Here is a 16400-nt window from a genome sequence, read left to right on the forward strand (position 1 = left end):
GGTCCCGACGGCGGCGGGGCGGCGGACGACGAAGGCGCGGCGGAGGGCGGCACGGAACCCGGGTACCCGACCCGGTGAACTGAGGGTCACCTGGGCGACACACATCACCCCCGCGTCGGCTACAGAGGGCCGCGCGCAGTGGGTAGTCTCAGACAGACTGGATAAGTTACCGCTTAGTAAAGGGCGTCGCGCTCGGCGGCGCGTACCCCCGACAGCAAGCTGCCCCGCAGGTTCGAGGAGCCGTTATGCAACTCGCCGCGATCGTCGTCACGCTGGTGCTCACCGCGGCCGGCGTTGCGCTTTTCGCTCGCGCCATCGCGCAGATCTACCGCTTCGTGAAGCTCGGCCAGCCGATCCCCGCGGGCTCGCGCACCGACGATCCGAAGCAGCGCACCGCGACGCTGATCAAGGAGTTCCTCGGTCACACGCGGATGAACCGCTGGGCCGTCGTCGGCGTGGCCCACTGGTTCGTCGCGATCGGCTTCCTGACGCTGCCGCCGACCATCATCAACGCCTACGGCCAGCTCTTCCAGGCCGACTGGACGCTGCCGGTCATCGGCGGCTTCCTGCCGTACGAGATGTACATCGACTTCATCGGTGTCATGACGACGGTCGGCATCGCGGCGCTGATGGTGATCCGGCAGCTCAACCTGCCCTCGCGCGCCGGGCGCAAGTCCCGCTTCACCGGCTCGAAGGCCGGTCAGGCGTACTTCGTCGAGTGGGTCATCTTCACCATCGGCCTCGCCATCCTGATGCTCCGCGGCCTGGAGGGCGCGCTGCACCACGTGGACTCCTACGAGCCCGCGTACTTCCTCTCGTACCCGCTGGTCGCCGCCTTCAGCGGGCTCGAGGTGAGCACCCTTCAGACGCTCGTCTACTTCTGGGCGATGGTGAAGCTCGGCACGACGATGATCTGGATGATCACCGTCGGCATGAACACCAACATGGGTGTGGCCTGGCACCGGTTCCTCGCCTTCCCGAACATCTGGTTCAAGCGGGACGCCAAGGGCGGGACCGCGCTGGGTGAGCTGAAGCCGATGGTCTCCGGCGGCAAGGAGATCGACTTCGAGACGGCGCTCGACGACGACAACGAGGAAGAAGTCCGCTTCGGTGTCTCGCAGGTCGAGGACTTCTCCTGGAAGGGCATCCTCGACTTCTCCACCTGCACCGAGTGCGGCCGCTGCCAGTCGCAGTGCCCCGCCTGGAACACCGGCAAGCCGCTCTCGCCGAAGCTGCTGATCATGTCGCTGCGCGACCACGCGCACGCCAAGGCCCCGTACCTCCTCGCCGGTGGCGGCAAGACCATGGAGGGCGAGGAGAAGGCGACCGCCGACCAGCTCAAGGACGTTCCGCAGGCCGCGCTGGACGAGGCCGAGCGCCCGCTGATCGGCACCGCCGAGGAGAACGGCGTCATCGACCCGGACGTACTGTGGTCCTGCACCACCTGCGGCGCCTGCGTCGAGCAGTGCCCCGTCGACATCGAGCACGTCGACCACATCGTCGACATGCGCCGCTACCAGGTGATGATCGAGTCCGCGTTCCCGTCCGAGGCGGGGACGATGCTCAAGAACCTGGAGAAGAAGGGCAACCCCTGGGGTCTGGCCAAGAAGCAGCGGCTGGAGTGGACCAAGGAGCTCGACTTCGAGGTGCCGGTCGTCGGCAAGACGATCGAGGACCTCACCGAGGTCGAGTACCTGTACTGGGTCGGCTGCGCGGGCGCGCTGGAGGACCGGGCGAAGAAGACCACCAAGGCCTTCGCCGAGCTGCTGAACATCGCGGGCGTCAAGTTCGCGATCATGGGCGGCGACGAGAAGTGCACCGGTGACTCGGCCCGCCGCCTCGGCAACGAGTTCCTCTTCCAGCAGCTGGGCGAGGAGAACGTCGGGACGCTGAACGCGGCCTTCGGCGAGGACGACGAGGACGAGTCGACGAAGAAGCCGGCGTCCGCGAAGAAGATCGTGGCGACCTGCCCGCACTGCTTCAACACCCTCGCCAACGAGTACCCGCAGCTGGGCGGCCACTACGAGGTCATCCACCACACCCAGCTGCTCCAGCACCTCATCGACGAGGGCAAGCTCGTGCCCGTCACCCCGGTCGACGGTCTGATCACGTACCACGACCCCTGCTACCTGGGCCGGCACAACAAGGTCTACACGCCCCCGCGCGAGATCATCGGCAAGGTTCCGGGCCTGCGGAACGAGGAGATGCACCGGCACAAGGAGCGCGGCTTCTGCTGCGGCGCCGGCGGCGCCCGGATGTGGATGGAGGAGCGGATCGGCAAGCGCATCAACAACGAGCGCGTCGACGAGGCCCTCTCCGTGAACCCGGACATCGTCTCCACCGCCTGCCCGTTCTGCCTCGTCATGCTGACCGACTCGGTCAACGGCAAGAAGAACGACGGGAAGGCCAAGGAGGACCTCCAGGTCGTCGACGTCGCCCAGCTGCTGCTGGACTCCGTCAGGACGCCCGACGAGCCGCCGGCCGGTGAGGCCGAGGCCGAGGACGCCCCCGAGCCCGACCCGGAGCCGGAGCCCGCGAAGTAGCGGCGGAACCCGCCGCGCCGGTCACGTGAACGGAGCTTGTCGTGTCACCGCACGACAAGCTCCGTTCGTTTGTGGTCAGTTACCGCATCACTCAGGTCAATCCGCGATGAGGGATACCCACCGCACCGCCCGCCCTCTAGCCTCCTGACCAGCGGCGGCGCCAGGTCAGCGCACGCCGGAGCAGACCGCGCACGGCGGCAGGAGGCGAGCGCAGGTGTCCGACTGCGGTGGGGCGGCCACACCCCGCACGGGACGGGAGGCGGGCGACGCCGTCACCTGGGCCCGCACCATTCCCGTCCAGCGGTTACGCCCCGGGGACCACGCCTTCGCGGCCTACGCCGACGACGAAGGACAGTGGGACGTGCTCGGCGCCTTCGTCCGGCAGGGACTGCTCGCCGGGGAGAAGGTCCTCGTCCTGCTGCTGCCCGGACTCGCCCGGCTCGCCGGACCCGAGCTGCTGGCCCGGATGGACGCGCACACGCCCGCCGTCGAGACGGCCTGGCGGCGCGGGCAGCTCGCCTTCGGCAGCATGCGCCAATTCATCCCGTCCGGCGGGGAGTTCACCCCCGAGCGGCAGTGGCGGCAGCTGGGCCGCGTCCTGGAGCGGGCCGCCGAGGACGGGTACCCGGCGGTGCGCGCGTACATCGACATGGCCTGGGTCGCCGAGTTCGGCGCCGATCTGGAGACGGTCATGCGCCGCGAACGCGAGTCGGGCCACCTGTTCACGCCGGGCGCCTACTCCGAGGTCTGCGCCTACGACGAGCGGGCCTTCCCCGCCGACGTCCTCGACGCGATGGCCGAGGCGCACCCCCGCGAACTCCTCGGCCGCACCGGCTCCCTGCGCGCGACGCACCGCGAGGACGGCGTCCGCGTCGCGGGCGAGGCCGACGCGGCCACGGCGGCGCTCTTCGGGCACGCGCTGCGCACCGCCTTCGCCCGCGCCGCCGGCGCCGGACGCGGGCGGCTGACCGTCGACCTGACCCCGCTCGCCTTCCTCGGCGTCGGCTGCGCGGCCGAGCTGCTGCGGATGTGCGCGCAGGCGCGGACCGACCGGGTCGACGTCACCCTGCGCTGCTCCCGTTTCCAGGGCCGCACGCTGGAACGGCTCGGTTCCGGCGCCGTTCCCTCGCTGCACCTCGACGTCGCGGAGGAACCGGGATGCTGAGCAACGAACGCCTCTGCCGCCTGCACTTCACCGACCGGGACCTGCGCCGGGTGCGGATGGAGGTCGAGGAGTGGGCGGCCTGGGCGGGCCTCGGGGAACCGCGCAGGGGCGAGTTCGTCGTCGCCGTCGACGCGGTGGCGACCAACGCGGTCGAGCACGCGGGCGGCCGCGGCCGGCTGCTGCTGCGGCAGCGGGACGGCGAGCTGGAGTGCCGGATCGAGGACTCCGGGCCCGGCTTCACCGAGGACGTCATCCCCGAGCTGGCCCCCGGCGTGGACGGCGCCGGCTCGGGCCGCGGCCTGTGGCTGGCCCGCCTCGTCACGGACCGCCTCACCGTCGAACGCGGGGCCGCCCTCGACGGCGGCGAGCCGGCCCCCGGGGCGGTCGTCACCCTGGCGGTACGCATCCGCGAGGGGGCCTGACCCCGGCGGGGGGGGCGCATCGCCGTCGGTGGGCCGCCCCGGGGCGGGGTGCGCATCGCCGTCGCCGGGCCGCCCCGGCGCGGGGTGCTCGATGCCGTCGCCGGGCCGCCCCGTACGCCGTGGCTGGTCGCGCAGTTCCCCGCGCCCCTTATCGCGGGCTCGCCCCGCTGTGCCTGCGGCGCTTCTCGGGCCCACCCCGCTTGGGAGGTCTGCGCCGAGGCGCAGGGCTGGCAAGCGCAGCGCGGGCCCGCCCCGGCGCGGGGTGCTCCATGCCGTCGCCGGGCCACCCGTACGCCGTGGCCGTTCGCGCAGTTCCCCGCGCCCCTTTTTCGCGGGCCCGCCCCGCTGTGCCTGCGGCGCTTCTCGGGCCCACCCCGCTTGGGAGGTCTGCGCCGAGGCGCAGGGCTGGCAAGCGCAGCGCCTCAGCCCCGGCGCGGGGTGCTCCATGACGTCACCGGACCACCCCGTACGTCGTGGCCGGTCGCGCAGTTCCCCGCGCCCCTTCGGGCGCGCCCTCCCCGCGCCCCTGGCGGGGCGCACCTCCCCGCGCCGCCATCGGCCCCCCGCCCCTAGGGGATGTCACAGGTCAGCTGCGATGTATGACCAGTTGGTGACGTAGCGACGCCGGGGGCGCGGGGACACGGTACGTTCGATGTCGTGGCTGGTTTCAGGATCGGACGCGGACGGGACGACCGGGCCGCGCGACAGCAGGAGCAGTACCCCCCGCGACCCCAGCGGTCCCCGGGCGCCTCGCGTCCGGCACCGTCCCCGGGCCCCGGCGGTCCCGCCGCGTACGGGCAGCGCCCGCGGGGCGGCGCGCCCGCGCCCGGGAGCAGCAACGCGCCGACCGTCCCCGGCGGCGTCGGCCAGGGCGCGTACGGCGGCGGCCAGAGCGGCTGGCCGCGCGTCGGCGGCGGCCCGACGGCCGCGGGCCGCGGCCACGGCGAACCCGAGTACTTCGGCGAACCGCAGCGCCCCGCCGGGCACGACACCCACGCCAACACCCCGGGTCACACCACCGCCTTCCGGGTCCCCGAGCCGTACGGCCGCGAGGACGACGGCGGTGCCTTCGACGGCGGCTACGGCGGCGACTACGGCGAGGGCAGCACCTACGGCGGCGGCCACCTGCCCCCGCCGCCCCCGTCCGGGCCGCGCCTGGGCTGGAAGGACCTGCTGCGCGGCATCGTGACCCGCCCCAACCCCACGTTCTTCCAGATGCGGGACTACCCGGTCTGGGGTCCCGCGCTGATCGTCACCTTCCTCTACGGCCTGCTCGCAGTCTTCGGCCTCGACGAGGCGCGCGACGAGGTCATCAACGCGACGCTGGGCAGCGCGATCCCGTACGTCCTGACGACCGGCGTCGCCGTCGTCCTCGTCGGGCTGGTGCTCGGCGCGGTGACGCACACGCTGGCGCGGCAGTTCGGGGGGACGGGCAGCTGGCAGCCGACGGTCGGCCTGTCGATGCTGATCATGGCGCTGACGGACGCGCCGCGGCTGGTGTTCGCGATGTTCCTCGGCGGCACGGCGCCGCTGGTGCAGGTGCTGGGGTGGGTGACCTGGGTCATCGCCGGTGCGCTGTTCACCTCGATGGTGAGCCGCTCGCACGACCTGCCGTGGCCGAAGGCGCTGGGTGCCTCGGCGATTCAGCTGCTGGCGCTGCTGGTGCTGATGAAGCTGGGGACGCTGTAGCGCTTCGCCGCATCCGGTCACGCGCAGGGGCCCGGCCGCGTTTTCGCGGCCGGGCCCCTTTGTGTGCGGGGTGCGCCTTTGTGCGCGGGGTGCGCCGTGGGTTTCGCGCAGTTCCCCGCGCCCCTTATCGCGGGCTCACCCCGCTTGGGAGGTCTGCGCCATAGGCGCAGGGCTGGCAAGCGCAGCGCCTCAGCCCCGGCGCGGGGTGCTCCATGCCGTCACCGGACCACCCCGTACGCCGTGGCCGTTCGCGCAGTTCCCCGCGCCCCCGAGGCGCGCCCGCTCACGTGAAGTGCTGGTTCGGGGAGTCCGTGCACGGGGTGAGGCGGGTCGGGGCGCCCGTTGTGTCGAGGGTGAGGCAGAGGTCGGGGGCGGCCACCGGCCGGAACGTGCCGTCCTGGCGGAGGAAGCGCTGCTGGGTCTCGGCCGAGCAGTTCCACAGGACGAGTTCGGTGCCGGGTTCGGCGCGGCCCTCGGGGACGTCGAGGCAGCGGTCGTGGGTGAGCCCGGTGCGCAGCGCCCTGGTGTCCTCGTCGTACCACCAGGTCTGCGCGCGCTCGCCCGGCGCGCACTCCTGGCCGCGCACCGCGGTGCCGTCGCGGGTGCTGCCGCCGTCCGGCGCGAGGCACTCGCCGGTGCCGGAGCTGCGCAGCGGTACGAAGGCGTCGTCCCAGGCCAGCTGGTACAGCCGGGGCTCGCCCCGGCCCGAGGGGTCGGCGCAGGACGCCTCGCGGACGCTGCCGTTCCGCGCCGTCTCGTACATCTGCGTCAGGCAGGACGCGAAGGCGGCGTGGCCGCGCGCGTTGGGGTGGAAGGACTGCCGGACGGAGTTCTCGTCCGGCGGGAAGGGGTTGCTCAGCTCGACGTACAGGCCGCGCGCCCAGGCGTCCTCCATGCACACCTCGTGGCCGTGGAAGAGCCGGGAGGCGTCGAGGTAGTCGGCGCCGGTGTTCTCGGCGGCGGCGCGTACGCCCTTCTCGAAGGCGGGCACGGCGGTGTTCCGGCCCCACCCCGAGTCGCTGGTGTACCCGGTGCAGCCGCCCGGGAGCTTGCCGGGGAAGTCGGGGTTGTCCTCGATGTCGGGGCCGATGGGGCTGGGGTAGCTCATGACGACGAGCTGGTAGTCCCCGTCGGCGTAACCGGCGTCGCGCATCACGGACTTGAGGTCCGTAACGGTCCGTTCCACCTTCGGCACCAGCCCGTCGACGCGCTGCTGCCAGCCCGGCTCGTACACCGGCTGACAGGCGCCCTTGCGCAGGAACCAGCGGGTCACGCAGTCCGTCATCACGGGCCCGAACTGGAGGTCGTCGTTGGCCCCTGCGACCAGGACGACCTGCTTGAGCCGGGTGTTACGCGCGGTGACGGCGAGGCTGTCGCTCTGCACCAGCTCGTCCGCGTACTGGGGGGTCCCGCCGATCCGGATGTTCTCCGAATTGGCGCCCGAACAGGCCACGTTGAAGGTTTCCTGCACGGGAATCCCGGTGCGGTGCACGGCCGCGTCCGGCGACCTGTGGCACCAGTTGTCCGGCCCGTCGGTCCCCGGTTCGTACGTGCCGACGCCCTCGCCGGAGATCTCGCTGTCACCGAGTGTGATCAGCGAGGTGCGGCGCTCCTCCACGGGGCGCTGCGCCCCGTCCCCGTACAGCTCCCGCGCCTGTCTCTCCCGCTCCTTCTCCAACTCCGGTGCGAGCGGCGTCGGTTGGCCGCGCTCCTGCGAGGCCCCCGTCGTCGCGGCGGGGCTCGCCTGGGCCGCGGGGCCCGTCGCGAGGGCCGCGCCGCCGAGCGCCAGCGCGAGCGCGGCGGCGAGCAGCCCGGACCGGTGCCGCACCCCGGTCCGGGTTCGTGGTCCGCCGCCGCGTGGACGGCGAACGGCGGTGCTGCTGGGGGCTCTTCGGGACGCGTGCTCTGGTGCCATGAGGTGGTCTCCCTCCGGTCGGCACATCCGGTTACCAGCGGTACTTACTCGCCCGTACGGAAGATGGGAAGACACACCGCGCCCCAACACCCCCTGCTTTCACGCCGTTTTCGCCGCGCACGGCTGAGACACGACCGTGCCCCCGGCGAGCGCGTCGCCGGGGGCACGGAGGAAGAAGGGGGACGTCCTACGCGTCGAGGACCTGGCCCTCGCGGCGGACGACCGGAGGCTGCACGCTCCACGGGAAGTTGATCCACTGCTCGGTGCGCTTCCAGACGTACTCGCACTTCACCAGGGACTGCGGCTTCTCGTAGATCACCGCGCTGCGGACGTCGGCGACGTGCTCGGCGCAGTAGTCGTGGACGAGCTTGAGGGTGCGGCCGGTGTCGGCGACGTCGTCGGCGACCAGGACCTTCTTCTGGCTGAGGTCGACGACGTTCGGCACCGGCGGCAGCATGACCGGCATCGCGAGCGTCTCGCCGACGCCGGTGTAGAACTCGACGTTCATCACGTGCAGGTTCTTCACGTCCAGCGCGTAGCCGAGCCCTCCGGCGACGAACAGGCCGCCGCGCGCGATGGACAGGATGATGTCCGGCTCGAACCCGTCGTCGGCGACGGTCTGCGCCAGCTCCCGGATCGCCTCGCCGAACAGGGAGTACGTCAGATTTTCGCGCTCGTCACTCACGTGCTTGTGCCTCTCGCTGCCACTTCGGGTGCTGCCGCACGCGTCCGGGGTCAGACCTGCGTGCGATGGAAATTCAGGAAGGAGCGCGACGGCGTCGGCCCGCGCTGGCCTTGGTAACGGGAGCCGTAGTGAGCGGACCCGTACGGGTACTCGGACGGGGACGTCAGCCGGAACATGCACAGCTGGCCGATCTTCATCCCGGGCCACAGCTTGATCGGCAGCGTCGCGACGTTCGACAGCTCCAGCGTCACGTGCCCGGAGAAGCCCGGGTCGATGAAGCCGGCCGTCGAGTGCGTCAGCAGGCCGAGACGGCCCAGCGAGCTCTTGCCCTCCAGCCGCGACGCGATGTCGTCGGGGAGGGAGATCACCTCGTACGTCGACGCGAGGACGAACTCACCGGGGTGCAGGATGAACGGCTCGTCCCCCTCGGCCTCGATCAGCCGCGTCAGATCGGGCTGTTCGACGGCCGGGTCGATGTGGGGGTAACGGTGATTCTCGAAAACCCGGAAATAGCGGTCGAGCCGGACGTCGATACTGGAGGGCTGCACCATCGCCGGCGTGAAGGGGTCGACCCGCACCCGGCCCGCGTCCACCTCGGCCCGGATGTCCTTGTCTGAGAGAAGCACGGACCGAGAATACGCGTACGCGTCGGGGCCGGCCCAATCGGACCGGCCCCGACGCGCGGACCACAGATCATCTTCGCGCGCGGTGCCCGGACGGTGACGCCGGGCAGTCACGCGAGCTGTGACGTGCGGATCTCAACTGCGCTTGCGGCGCTGCTCGCTCACCCCTCGCGCTGCGGACCGACGCCACCGGGACCGCTCCCCACGGGAACGGCCTGCCGCAGCCGCGCGCACCGGGGGCAGCGCAACAGCCGCCCCGGTCCGATCCGCGTGCTGCCGAGGTTCTGCATCGGGAACGTCGGGGTGCTGAACACGTGCCCCTCGGCGCACCGTACGACCGTCTCCTCCATCGCTGCCCTCTCCCCACTGCGTGTACGACAAAAGCCACGTTAGGGGATGGAACAGACAGCGCCGGAGGCGGCGCTCCGGTCCGCGCACTCCGCACCGGGGCCCCCACCGTACGCCCCAACTCCCGCACCCCCCGGGCCCCGTCCGCACTCCGGAGCGGACCCGGGAACGGCACGGGGCGGGGTGTCGCGGGGAGACGAAAAGGACCCCGGCCGGGAGCGCCGGTGTCTTCACAGGGCTGTGCGGCGGGGGTCCGGCATGGGGTAGAGTGGCGCGCGACGAGCCGGTTCCGGCTCCGCGCGGGCGTAGTTTAATGGTAGAACATAAGCTTCCCAAGCTTAGAGCGCGGGTTCGATTCCCGTCGCCCGCTCCGTACGCGAAGGCCCCAGGTCACCGACCTGGGGCCTTCGGTCGTTTCCGGGGCCGTCAACCGCCGTGCGGGCGCCGGGGGTTGGGGTCACGGAAGAGCCGTGGTGAGGGTGGCGTCGCGGGTGGGGGTGAAGGGGGCGGGGAAGCCGGTGGCGAGGCGGGTCAGGAGAGTGGCGAGGTAGCGGCAGTCGTCCTCGGGCGCGCGCCACAGGCGCATGCGGCGGGCGCGGAGGCAGACGACGCGGAGACCGGTGAGGGCGCCGGAGTCCGGGTCGAGGGTGACGAGCCAGAGCGGGCGGAGGTCGTCGCGGTAGCGCTCGTACCCGGTGATGCCCTCGTAGTCGTCGACGAAGTCGCCGCAGCCGTACAGGACGAGCCTGCCCCGGTAGAGCTCCGGCGGGCGCGGGTGGTGCGAGGAGTGGCCGTGCACCACGTCGACGCCGCCGTCCACCAGGGCGTGCGCGAAGGCGACTTGGGCCGGGGTGACGCCGTAGCCCCAGTTGGAGCCCCAGTGCACGGACAGCACCGCGAGGTCACCGGGGCGCTTGGCCTCGCGTACCGGCGCGGTCACCTCGGCGGCTGCCTCCTCGGTGGCCGCCGGGGCCCAGGCGACGCCGGAGCGGTGCGCCGTCGCGGCCCACTCGCGCGGGACGCCGCTGGTGGGCAGGGCGAGCGCGAAGACCAGGACGCGGCGCCCTGGTCCGACGGGGACGGCCGCCGGGGCCCGTGCCGTCGCGCGGTCGGGTCCGGCGCCCGCGGTGCGGAGGCCGGCGGCGGCGAGGGTGCGCAGGGTCTCGTCCAGTCCCGGGCGCCCGAAGTCGAGGACGTGGTTGTTGGCCAGGACGCAGACGTCGGGCCTCGCCGCGGTCAGGCAGGGGAGGTTGGCCGGGTGCATGCGGTAGTGGACGGCGCGGCCCGGCGCGAAGGCGCCGTCGCGGGTGACGGCGGTCTCCAGGTTGACGACGCGGGCCGCCGGCGCCGCCTCGTCGAGCACGCGCAGCGCCTCGCCCCAGGGCCAAGTGAAGTCCGGCGCGGGGGAGTTGGCGGCGCGGGGGACGGGGCCGTGCGCGGCCTCGGCGAGCGCGACGTACTCGCGTGCGTCGTGGACGTACTCCTCGCGCAGCTCCGGGGCGCCGGGGTGGGGCAGGATCTGGTCGACGCCGCGGCCGAGCATGACGTCGCCGCAGAGGGAGAGCGTGAGCGGGCCGGGCACGCGCGGTCCTTCACTCGGCGACGCCGACGAGGGCGAGGGTGATGTTGTCCGGCCCGCCCGCCTCGACGGCGGCCTTCCACAGCTCGAACACCGCGCGCCCGTCCTCCTCGTGGGCGGCCAGCAGCTCCCCGACGGCCTCCTCGGGCACCGGGTCGGTCAGCCCGTCGCTGCACACCAGGTAGCGGCCGCCCACGGCGAGCGGCCGGGACGCGACGTGCGGGACGACGGGTGTCAGCCGCAGGCCGCCGCCGAGGGCCTGGGTGACCATCGAGGTGGTGCGCTGCCCGGGCGCGAGCGGCGGGCTGTCGTCCACGCTGGCGCGGCGCGGCGGCCCGTCCCCGGTGGCGTCGAGCACCCGGCTGTCGCCGACGTTGAAGACGAGGAGCTCCTCGGCGAGGACGACGACGCCCGCGACGGTGGTGCCCATGGCCGTCAGCCCCGGGTCGCGGTCGGCGGCCGCGTACACCGCGCCGTTGCAGTCCTTCAGGGCCTCGCGGAGCGCCTCCTCGTCGTCCAGCTCCGTGCCGGCCAGGGCGAGTTGGCGTACGACGAGAGCGCTGGCGACCTCGCCGCCCGGCTGCCCGCCGATGCCGTCGGCGACCGCGACGACGAGCGGCGAGCCGGGCGGGAAGACCAGCGTCTGCGGGGTCTCGGTGACGGTGCCGCAGAGGGTCCAGGGGCCCGCGACGAGGCTGTCCTCGTTGTGCTCGCGCACCAGGCCGGGGTGGCTCAGCGCGGTCACGGTGACGTACCGCATACGAGCACCGCCTCTCCGCGACGTCGGCCGGCCCGTCGGCGGCCGGGACCGCACCTCCATTGTGGCGCCGGGAGCGGCGGCGGGCGCGTCCGCGGCGGAGTTGCGGAGCGGGCCGGGGAGTGTTTTGTTCCGAGGAGGACACGGCCTCCCGCCCCGCCCCGCTCCGTGAAGGGTGGCGACTCCCCGTGCTGTTCACCGACCGCGCCGAAGCCGGACGCCAACTCGCCGGATCGCTGCGGCACTTGCGCGCCGAACGGCCCGTCGTCCTCGGGCTGCCCCGCGGCGGCGTCCCGGTCGCCTTCGAGGTGGCCAGGGAGCTCGGCGCGCCCCTGGACGTGCTGGTGGTCCGCAAGCTGGGCGTGCCGTACCACCGCGAGGTGGCCTTCGGGGCCATCGGCGAGGGCGGGGTGCGGGTGGTCAGCGAGGACGTCGTGCGGCAGGGCGGGGTCGGCCCCGAGGAGCAGGCGGCGGTGGAGCGCCGGGAGCAGGCCGAGCTGGAGCGGCAGGCGCACCGCTTCCGCGAGGGACGCCCCGGCGTCCGGGTCGAGGGGCGTGTGGCGATCGTGGTGGACGACGGGATCGCGACCGGCTCCACCGCGCTGGCCGCCTGCGGCATCGCGCGGGCGCAGGGCGCGGCCCGGGTGGTGCTGGCGGCGCCCGCCGCGTCCCCGCACGCGGTCGACCGGCTCCGCGCCGAGGCCGACGAGGTGGTCTGCCTGACGGCTCCGGCCGGCTTCCGCGCCGTCGGCGAGTGGTACGCCGACTTCTCGCAGACCACGGACGACGAGGTCGTCACCCTGCTCGGCCGGGCCGGCACCGAGGGGGCGGGCGGCCCGGGCCCCGCGCCCGGCGACGGCGCCGAGGCCGTCGAGGTGGCGGCGGACGGGCTCGGGCTGGCGGGGGATCTGACGCCGCCCGGGGAGGCCCGCGCGGTGGTGATGTTCGCGCACGGCTCGGGCAGCAGCAGGCACAGCCCGCGCAACCGGTCGGTGGCGGCGGCGCTGAACCGGGCCGGCCTGGGCACGCTGCTCTTCGACCTGCTCACGCCCGAGGAGGAGGCGAGCCGCGCGAACGTCTTCGACATCGGGACGCTGTCCCGCCGCCTGACCGACGCCACCCGCTGGCTCCGGCGGCGCGCGCCCGTCCCCGTCGGGTACTTCGGTGCGAGCACCGGCGCGGCCGCGGCCCTGCACGCCGCGGCGAGCGCCGCCGGCGCCGGCGCCGGCGCTGACCTCGGCGTCGGGGCCGTCGTGTCCCGGGGCGGCAGGCCGGATCTGGCGGGGGCGTGCCTGCCGCGGGTGGCGGCGCCGACGCTGCTCATCGTGGGCGGCCGGGACGGCACGGTGGTCGACCTCAACCGGGCGGCCCGCGACCAACTGCGCTGCGAGAACCGGCTGGAGATCGTCCCGGGTGCCACGCACCTCTTCGAGGAGCCGGGCGCGCTGGACGAGGTCGCGTCCCTGGCCCGCGACTGGTTCCTCCGCCACCTCCGCTGACCCGCCGCTGTGACGAGAACCTCACCACGGCATCACCCGGCCCTCACCGGGCGGTCACGGAGCCGGAAAAACCCCTGGAAGAGCCCCGGCGCACCCCCTGCGCCCCGATGTCCAACCGCCCGCCGGGGAGCGGCTGTTACGAGTTCCACGAACTGTTTACGTTGATCCGCTGACGGACGGGGGCCGTGGAGTGTCATAATGGTCGTGCAGCCCTTCGTGCATCCCCCGTCGCGAAGGGCTGCTTTACGTTGCCGCACGTGGCGCCGCACCGGGTGAAACCCCGTGCGGCGCCCGTGCCGCCCCCGGCGCGAGCCCACCCCACCCCCGCGAGGCCGCGCACCGGCAGGCCCCGGAAGCCCCCCGCGCTCCCGCGACCGCACCCGTGCGCCCCACCCCGGCGCCGCCGGTCCCCCTCGGGCCGGCCGTCCGACGACGATGCACACGCTCGCCCAACTCCCCCGCGGCAGGCGGCGGAAGGCCGCGTGCGCGGGGAAGCGGGACACGGGCAAGGGACTCCCCTCGTGGCCCCCTGTCCGTGTTTTTTCGAGTTAACAGTGACGTAGAGTGTATACGCAACCCCGGACTTGAACCGGATGGCTGATCGAGGGCGGCTCGTCGGGGTCCGTTACAGTACGAGCCCGTTGACCGGAATCGAACACCGTGCGTCGCCGGATGAGGTCGGATGAGCGCAGAAGCGGCGGACGTGGACGTGGGGGCCCGATGGACGACGGACAGCAGACCCCGGAGCTGAGAACGCTCCGGCAGAAGGTCGAGTACATGCTCGACAAGACCTTCCCCGGTGAGCGGATCTCGGGACGGGCCTTCTCCGAGATCGTCCGCGAGCGCGGCGGCTCGCTCTCCCACAGCTACTTCTCCAACATCCTCGCGGGCAAGGTCACCGAGCCGTCCGAGGAGATCCTCAAGGCGCTCGGTCTCGGCTTCGGCGTCGACTGGCGGTTCTTCAAGGAGGAGTCGGAGGTCGTCGACGACGTCGTCTCCGGCCTCCAGTTCCTCGCGAAACGGCGCACCGGCGAGATCAGCGGCGTCGCGGGCCGGGGCCTCGACGAGGACGGACTGCCCCCGGAACTCCTGCAGTTCGCGCTCTCCCTGCTGGAGGACCGCAAGGGCGACGAGCCCGGCGAGGGCGAGGCGGACACCTAGCGGCATCGCGAGGGGCGTACCGCGAGCGAACACGCGTCCGGGGGCGTTGGCTACCATCGCCGTCTGCGTGTCACACACGCGTGACTACGATTCTTAAGGGCCCCATGTCGATGCGTGAGCTGCGGAAAGAGTGCGAGGCGGGACTCGCCGACCTTCCCCTTCCCGCGCCGTTCGGCATCCCGGCCCTGGTGGCCAACATGGAGGCGGCGCGCGGCCGGACGATCCTGCTGCGGGAGCTCCCGGACCGGCTGGCCCGCCTGCACACGGCCTGCGGCCTGCGGCTCACCTCCGGCGACACCAGCCTCGTCCTCTACCGCCGCCGCCCGACCGACTACCAGACGCAGCACGTCATCCTGCACGAGCTGTGCCACGAGTGGTTCGACCACGGGCACACCCTCGACGCCTCCCAACTCCGGCGCCTGCTCCCGGTCTTCGACACCTCCCTGATCAGCCGGGTGCTGGGCACCGAGGAGCCCCCGCCCGAGGAGAAGGACGAGGACGCGGCGCTGCTCGACGCGTTCCCCGCCGGGGCGAGAGTCCAGGCCCGCGCGCAGTACGACACCCACGACGAGCGGGTGGCGGAGCTCGGCGCGTCCCTCATCCCCCGCATGGCCAGGGACGTGACCAGCGACGACATGGTCGGCCGGCTCGCCAACTCGCTCGCCCGCCCGGTGGCGCACCAGCGGGCGCCGCAGCGCCGCGGCCTGTTCCGCCGCCGCCCGAAGGACCCGACGGACCCGAAGGACTCCCCGTGACCGCGCTCGACCTCGCCGGCTACCTCATAGCCGGCCTGATGACCGCCGTCGCCCTGTGGCGGATGCCCGCCGCGCTCTGGGGCGACGAGGAGGACAAGCGGCGCCGCGCGCTGTGGGGCTGCTACGCCGGGTTCGCGCTCGCGCTGTGGACCAAGACGCACGTCGTCCGGATCGGGCTGAACAACAGTCCCGTGGTCGACCTCGCCGTCCTCATCAAGCACTACACGGCGGCCATCGCGATCCTGGCGATTCTCAGCTACATCGTGGCGATCTACGGGCACTACCCCGAGGGCGGCGCCGTGCCCCGGCACGTGCGGTTCGCGCGGCTCACCCAGCGGCTGGCGACCAAGGCGTCGGTGGCCACGCTGATCCTGCTGACGGTGCTCTTCTTCACCGTCGTCGACCGCTCCGTCCCCTCCGACCGCTTCGTCTCCGACCACGCGGGCCAGTGGGGCGCGACGCTCTACATGAGCGTCTTCTACGTGTACTTGGGCGCCGCCTCGGCGGTGTGCGCGTACCAGTGGGCGCTGGCGACGCTGGACGCGAAGGCGCGTCATCTGCGGGTCGGGCTCGGGATGATGACGTTCGCGATGTTCATCGGCGTCGGCTACACGCTGAGCCGGACGCTGTTCCTCTGGATCAGCGTGCTCGACCAGCCCAGCCACGCCTTCGCCGAGACCTTCGACAAGGTGACGGAGGGCGCGCAGGTCGTGCTGTTCGCCTTCTTCGCCCTCGGCGCCTCGATCCCGGCGTTCAGCAAGGGCTGGCGGCGGGTGCGGCTGTGGCGGGCGCAGGTCCGGCTGCACCCGCTGTGGCGGGAGCTGATGACGGCCTTCCCCGACCAGCCCTTCGACCCGCCCACCTCGCTCGGCCGCGAGCTGACCCGCTTCGGCACCCCGGCCGACCTGCGCGTCGACCGCTGGGCCGCCGACATGGCGGACGCGGTCGAGAAGCTGCGGCACTACGTCCCCGACGGCCTGCTGGCCGCCGCCAGGACGGCGGCGGCCGCGGACACCGCGTCCCCCGCGAAGGCGGGCCCGCTCGCCGACGCGTACTGGATCAAGGCGGCGCTCGCCGCGAAGGCCGGCGGGGCGCCCGTCGGCGAGGCGGCGGCCGTCGAGACGAAGCACGCGGCCGACCAGGACGGCGAGGTCGCCTGGCTGGTGCGGGTCGCGTCCGCGTACAAGTCCATTCCCGACGACCGGGCCCGGCACCTGCTGGAGTCCATGGAGCACACCGCGTGAGCACCACGACCCCCG

At 73.1% G+C, this 16400-nt stretch carries 14 protein-coding genes and 1 tRNA gene; 9 read left to right on the top strand and 6 right to left on the bottom strand.

The window, feature by feature from the left end:
• Positions 1 to 245 precede the first annotated feature (245 nt).
• The 4 genes from HCC30_RS15220 (at position 246) to HCC30_RS15235 (ending at position 5819) form a co-directional block, all read left to right on the top strand.
• Positions 246 to 2543 carry a (Fe-S)-binding protein gene (locus HCC30_RS15220; RefSeq protein WP_169443054.1) on the top strand — a complete coding sequence of 766 codons (2298 nt, stop codon included), beginning with the start codon at positions 246 to 248 and terminating at the stop codon, positions 2541 to 2543.
• Positions 2544 to 2757: 214 nt separating this feature from the next.
• Entirely contained in the window at positions 2758 to 3708 is a 951-nt protein-coding gene (locus HCC30_RS15225; RefSeq protein WP_169443055.1) for an MEDS domain-containing protein, read from the top strand.
• On the top strand, positions 3702 to 4130 hold the full coding sequence (locus HCC30_RS15230; protein ID WP_169443056.1) for an ATP-binding protein: 429 nt from the start codon (positions 3702 to 3704) through the stop codon (positions 4128 to 4130). Before HCC30_RS15225 ends, HCC30_RS15230 begins: the two co-directional genes overlap by 7 nt.
• 657 nt (positions 4131 to 4787) lie before the next feature.
• The gene (locus HCC30_RS15235) at positions 4788 to 5819 is read left to right on the top strand and encodes a Yip1 family protein (RefSeq protein WP_169443057.1); all 1032 of its coding nucleotides are present in this window, start codon (positions 4788 to 4790) and stop codon (positions 5817 to 5819) included.
• 283 nt (positions 5820 to 6102) lie between these two features.
• On the opposite strand, the gene HCC30_RS15240 is transcribed toward HCC30_RS15235, so the two are convergent.
• From HCC30_RS15240 to HCC30_RS28660, 4 genes are all read right to left on the bottom strand, one after another.
• On the bottom strand, positions 6103 to 7647 hold the full coding sequence (locus tag HCC30_RS15240) for a ricin-type beta-trefoil lectin domain protein (protein WP_346776639.1): 1545 nt from the start codon (positions 7645 to 7647) through the stop codon (positions 6103 to 6105).
• A gap of 274 nt (positions 7648 to 7921) precedes the next feature.
• Complete coding sequence (locus tag HCC30_RS15245) at positions 7922 to 8419, bottom strand: phosphoribosyltransferase (protein WP_169443059.1); 498 nt, start codon at positions 8417 to 8419, stop codon at positions 7922 to 7924.
• A gap of 50 nt (positions 8420 to 8469) precedes the next feature.
• A complete protein-coding gene (gene dcd / locus HCC30_RS15250; protein ID WP_169443060.1) occupies positions 8470 to 9045 on the bottom strand; it encodes a dCTP deaminase in 576 nt (191 codons plus the stop codon).
• A gap of 158 nt (positions 9046 to 9203) precedes the next feature.
• Positions 9204 to 9392 carry a hypothetical protein gene (locus HCC30_RS28660; RefSeq protein WP_169443061.1) on the bottom strand — a complete coding sequence of 63 codons (189 nt, stop codon included), beginning with the start codon at positions 9390 to 9392 and terminating at the stop codon, positions 9204 to 9206.
• A gap of 297 nt (positions 9393 to 9689) precedes the next feature.
• On the opposite strand from HCC30_RS28660, the gene HCC30_RS15260 reads away from it, so the two are divergent.
• Positions 9690 to 9760: transfer RNA gene (locus HCC30_RS15260), tRNA-Gly, on the top strand.
• Positions 9761 to 9847: 87 nt separating this feature from the next.
• On the opposite strand, the gene HCC30_RS15265 is transcribed toward HCC30_RS15260, so the two are convergent.
• Together HCC30_RS15265 and HCC30_RS15270 are read right to left on the bottom strand one after the other, a co-directional pair.
• Entirely contained in the window at positions 9848 to 10972 is a 1125-nt protein-coding gene (locus HCC30_RS15265) for a CapA family protein (protein WP_346776640.1), read from the bottom strand.
• A gap of 10 nt (positions 10973 to 10982) precedes the next feature.
• On the bottom strand, positions 10983 to 11729 hold the full coding sequence (locus HCC30_RS15270) for a PP2C family serine/threonine-protein phosphatase (protein WP_169443062.1): 747 nt from the start codon (positions 11727 to 11729) through the stop codon (positions 10983 to 10985).
• A 185-nt stretch (positions 11730 to 11914) separates the two neighbouring features.
• Here HCC30_RS15270 and HCC30_RS15275 point away from each other — a divergent pair, with 185 nt between their 5' ends.
• The 4 genes from HCC30_RS15275 to HCC30_RS15290 all read left to right on the top strand — a co-directional run bounded on the left by HCC30_RS15275 (position 11915) and on the right by HCC30_RS15290 (position 16385).
• Positions 11915 to 13225, top strand: coding sequence for a phosphoribosyltransferase (locus HCC30_RS15275; protein ID WP_169443063.1), 1311 nt, complete (start codon positions 11915 to 11917; stop codon positions 13223 to 13225).
• A 720-nt stretch (positions 13226 to 13945) separates the two neighbouring features.
• Positions 13946 to 14386, top strand: a complete 441-nt coding sequence (locus HCC30_RS15280) for a hypothetical protein (protein WP_169443064.1) — start codon at positions 13946 to 13948, stop codon at positions 14384 to 14386.
• 104 nt (positions 14387 to 14490) lie between these two features.
• Positions 14491 to 15141 carry a toxin gene (locus HCC30_RS15285; protein WP_169443134.1) on the top strand — a complete coding sequence of 217 codons (651 nt, stop codon included), beginning with the start codon at positions 14491 to 14493 and terminating at the stop codon, positions 15139 to 15141.
• Positions 15138 to 16385, top strand: a complete 1248-nt coding sequence (locus tag HCC30_RS15290) for an MAB_1171c family putative transporter (RefSeq protein WP_169443065.1) — start codon at positions 15138 to 15140, stop codon at positions 16383 to 16385. Before HCC30_RS15285 ends, HCC30_RS15290 begins: the two co-directional genes overlap by 4 nt.
• The last annotated feature ends 15 nt before the right edge of the window (positions 16386 to 16400 follow it).

This window comes from Streptomyces sp. HNM0574, assembly GCF_012726235.1.
In the GTDB taxonomy this organism is placed as follows: Bacteria; Actinomycetota; Actinomycetes; order Streptomycetales; family Streptomycetaceae; genus Streptomyces.

Coding starts and splice junctions, on each gene's coding strand:
- HCC30_RS15220 (WP_169443054.1), top strand. CDS start 246: ATGCAACTCGCCGCGATCGTCGTCACGCTGGTGCTCACCGCGGCCGGC.
- HCC30_RS15230 (WP_169443056.1), top strand. CDS start 3,702: ATGCTGAGCAACGAACGCCTCTGCCGCCTGCACTTCACCGACCGGGAC.
- HCC30_RS28660 (WP_169443061.1), bottom strand. CDS start 9,392: ATGGAGGAGACGGTCGTACGGTGCGCCGAGGGGCACGTGTTCAGCACC.
- HCC30_RS15270 (WP_169443062.1), bottom strand. CDS start 11,729: ATGCGGTACGTCACCGTGACCGCGCTGAGCCACCCCGGCCTGGTGCGC.
- HCC30_RS15280 (WP_169443064.1), top strand. CDS start 13,946: ATGGACGACGGACAGCAGACCCCGGAGCTGAGAACGCTCCGGCAGAAG.
- HCC30_RS15285 (WP_169443134.1), top strand. CDS start 14,491: ATGTCGATGCGTGAGCTGCGGAAAGAGTGCGAGGCGGGACTCGCCGAC.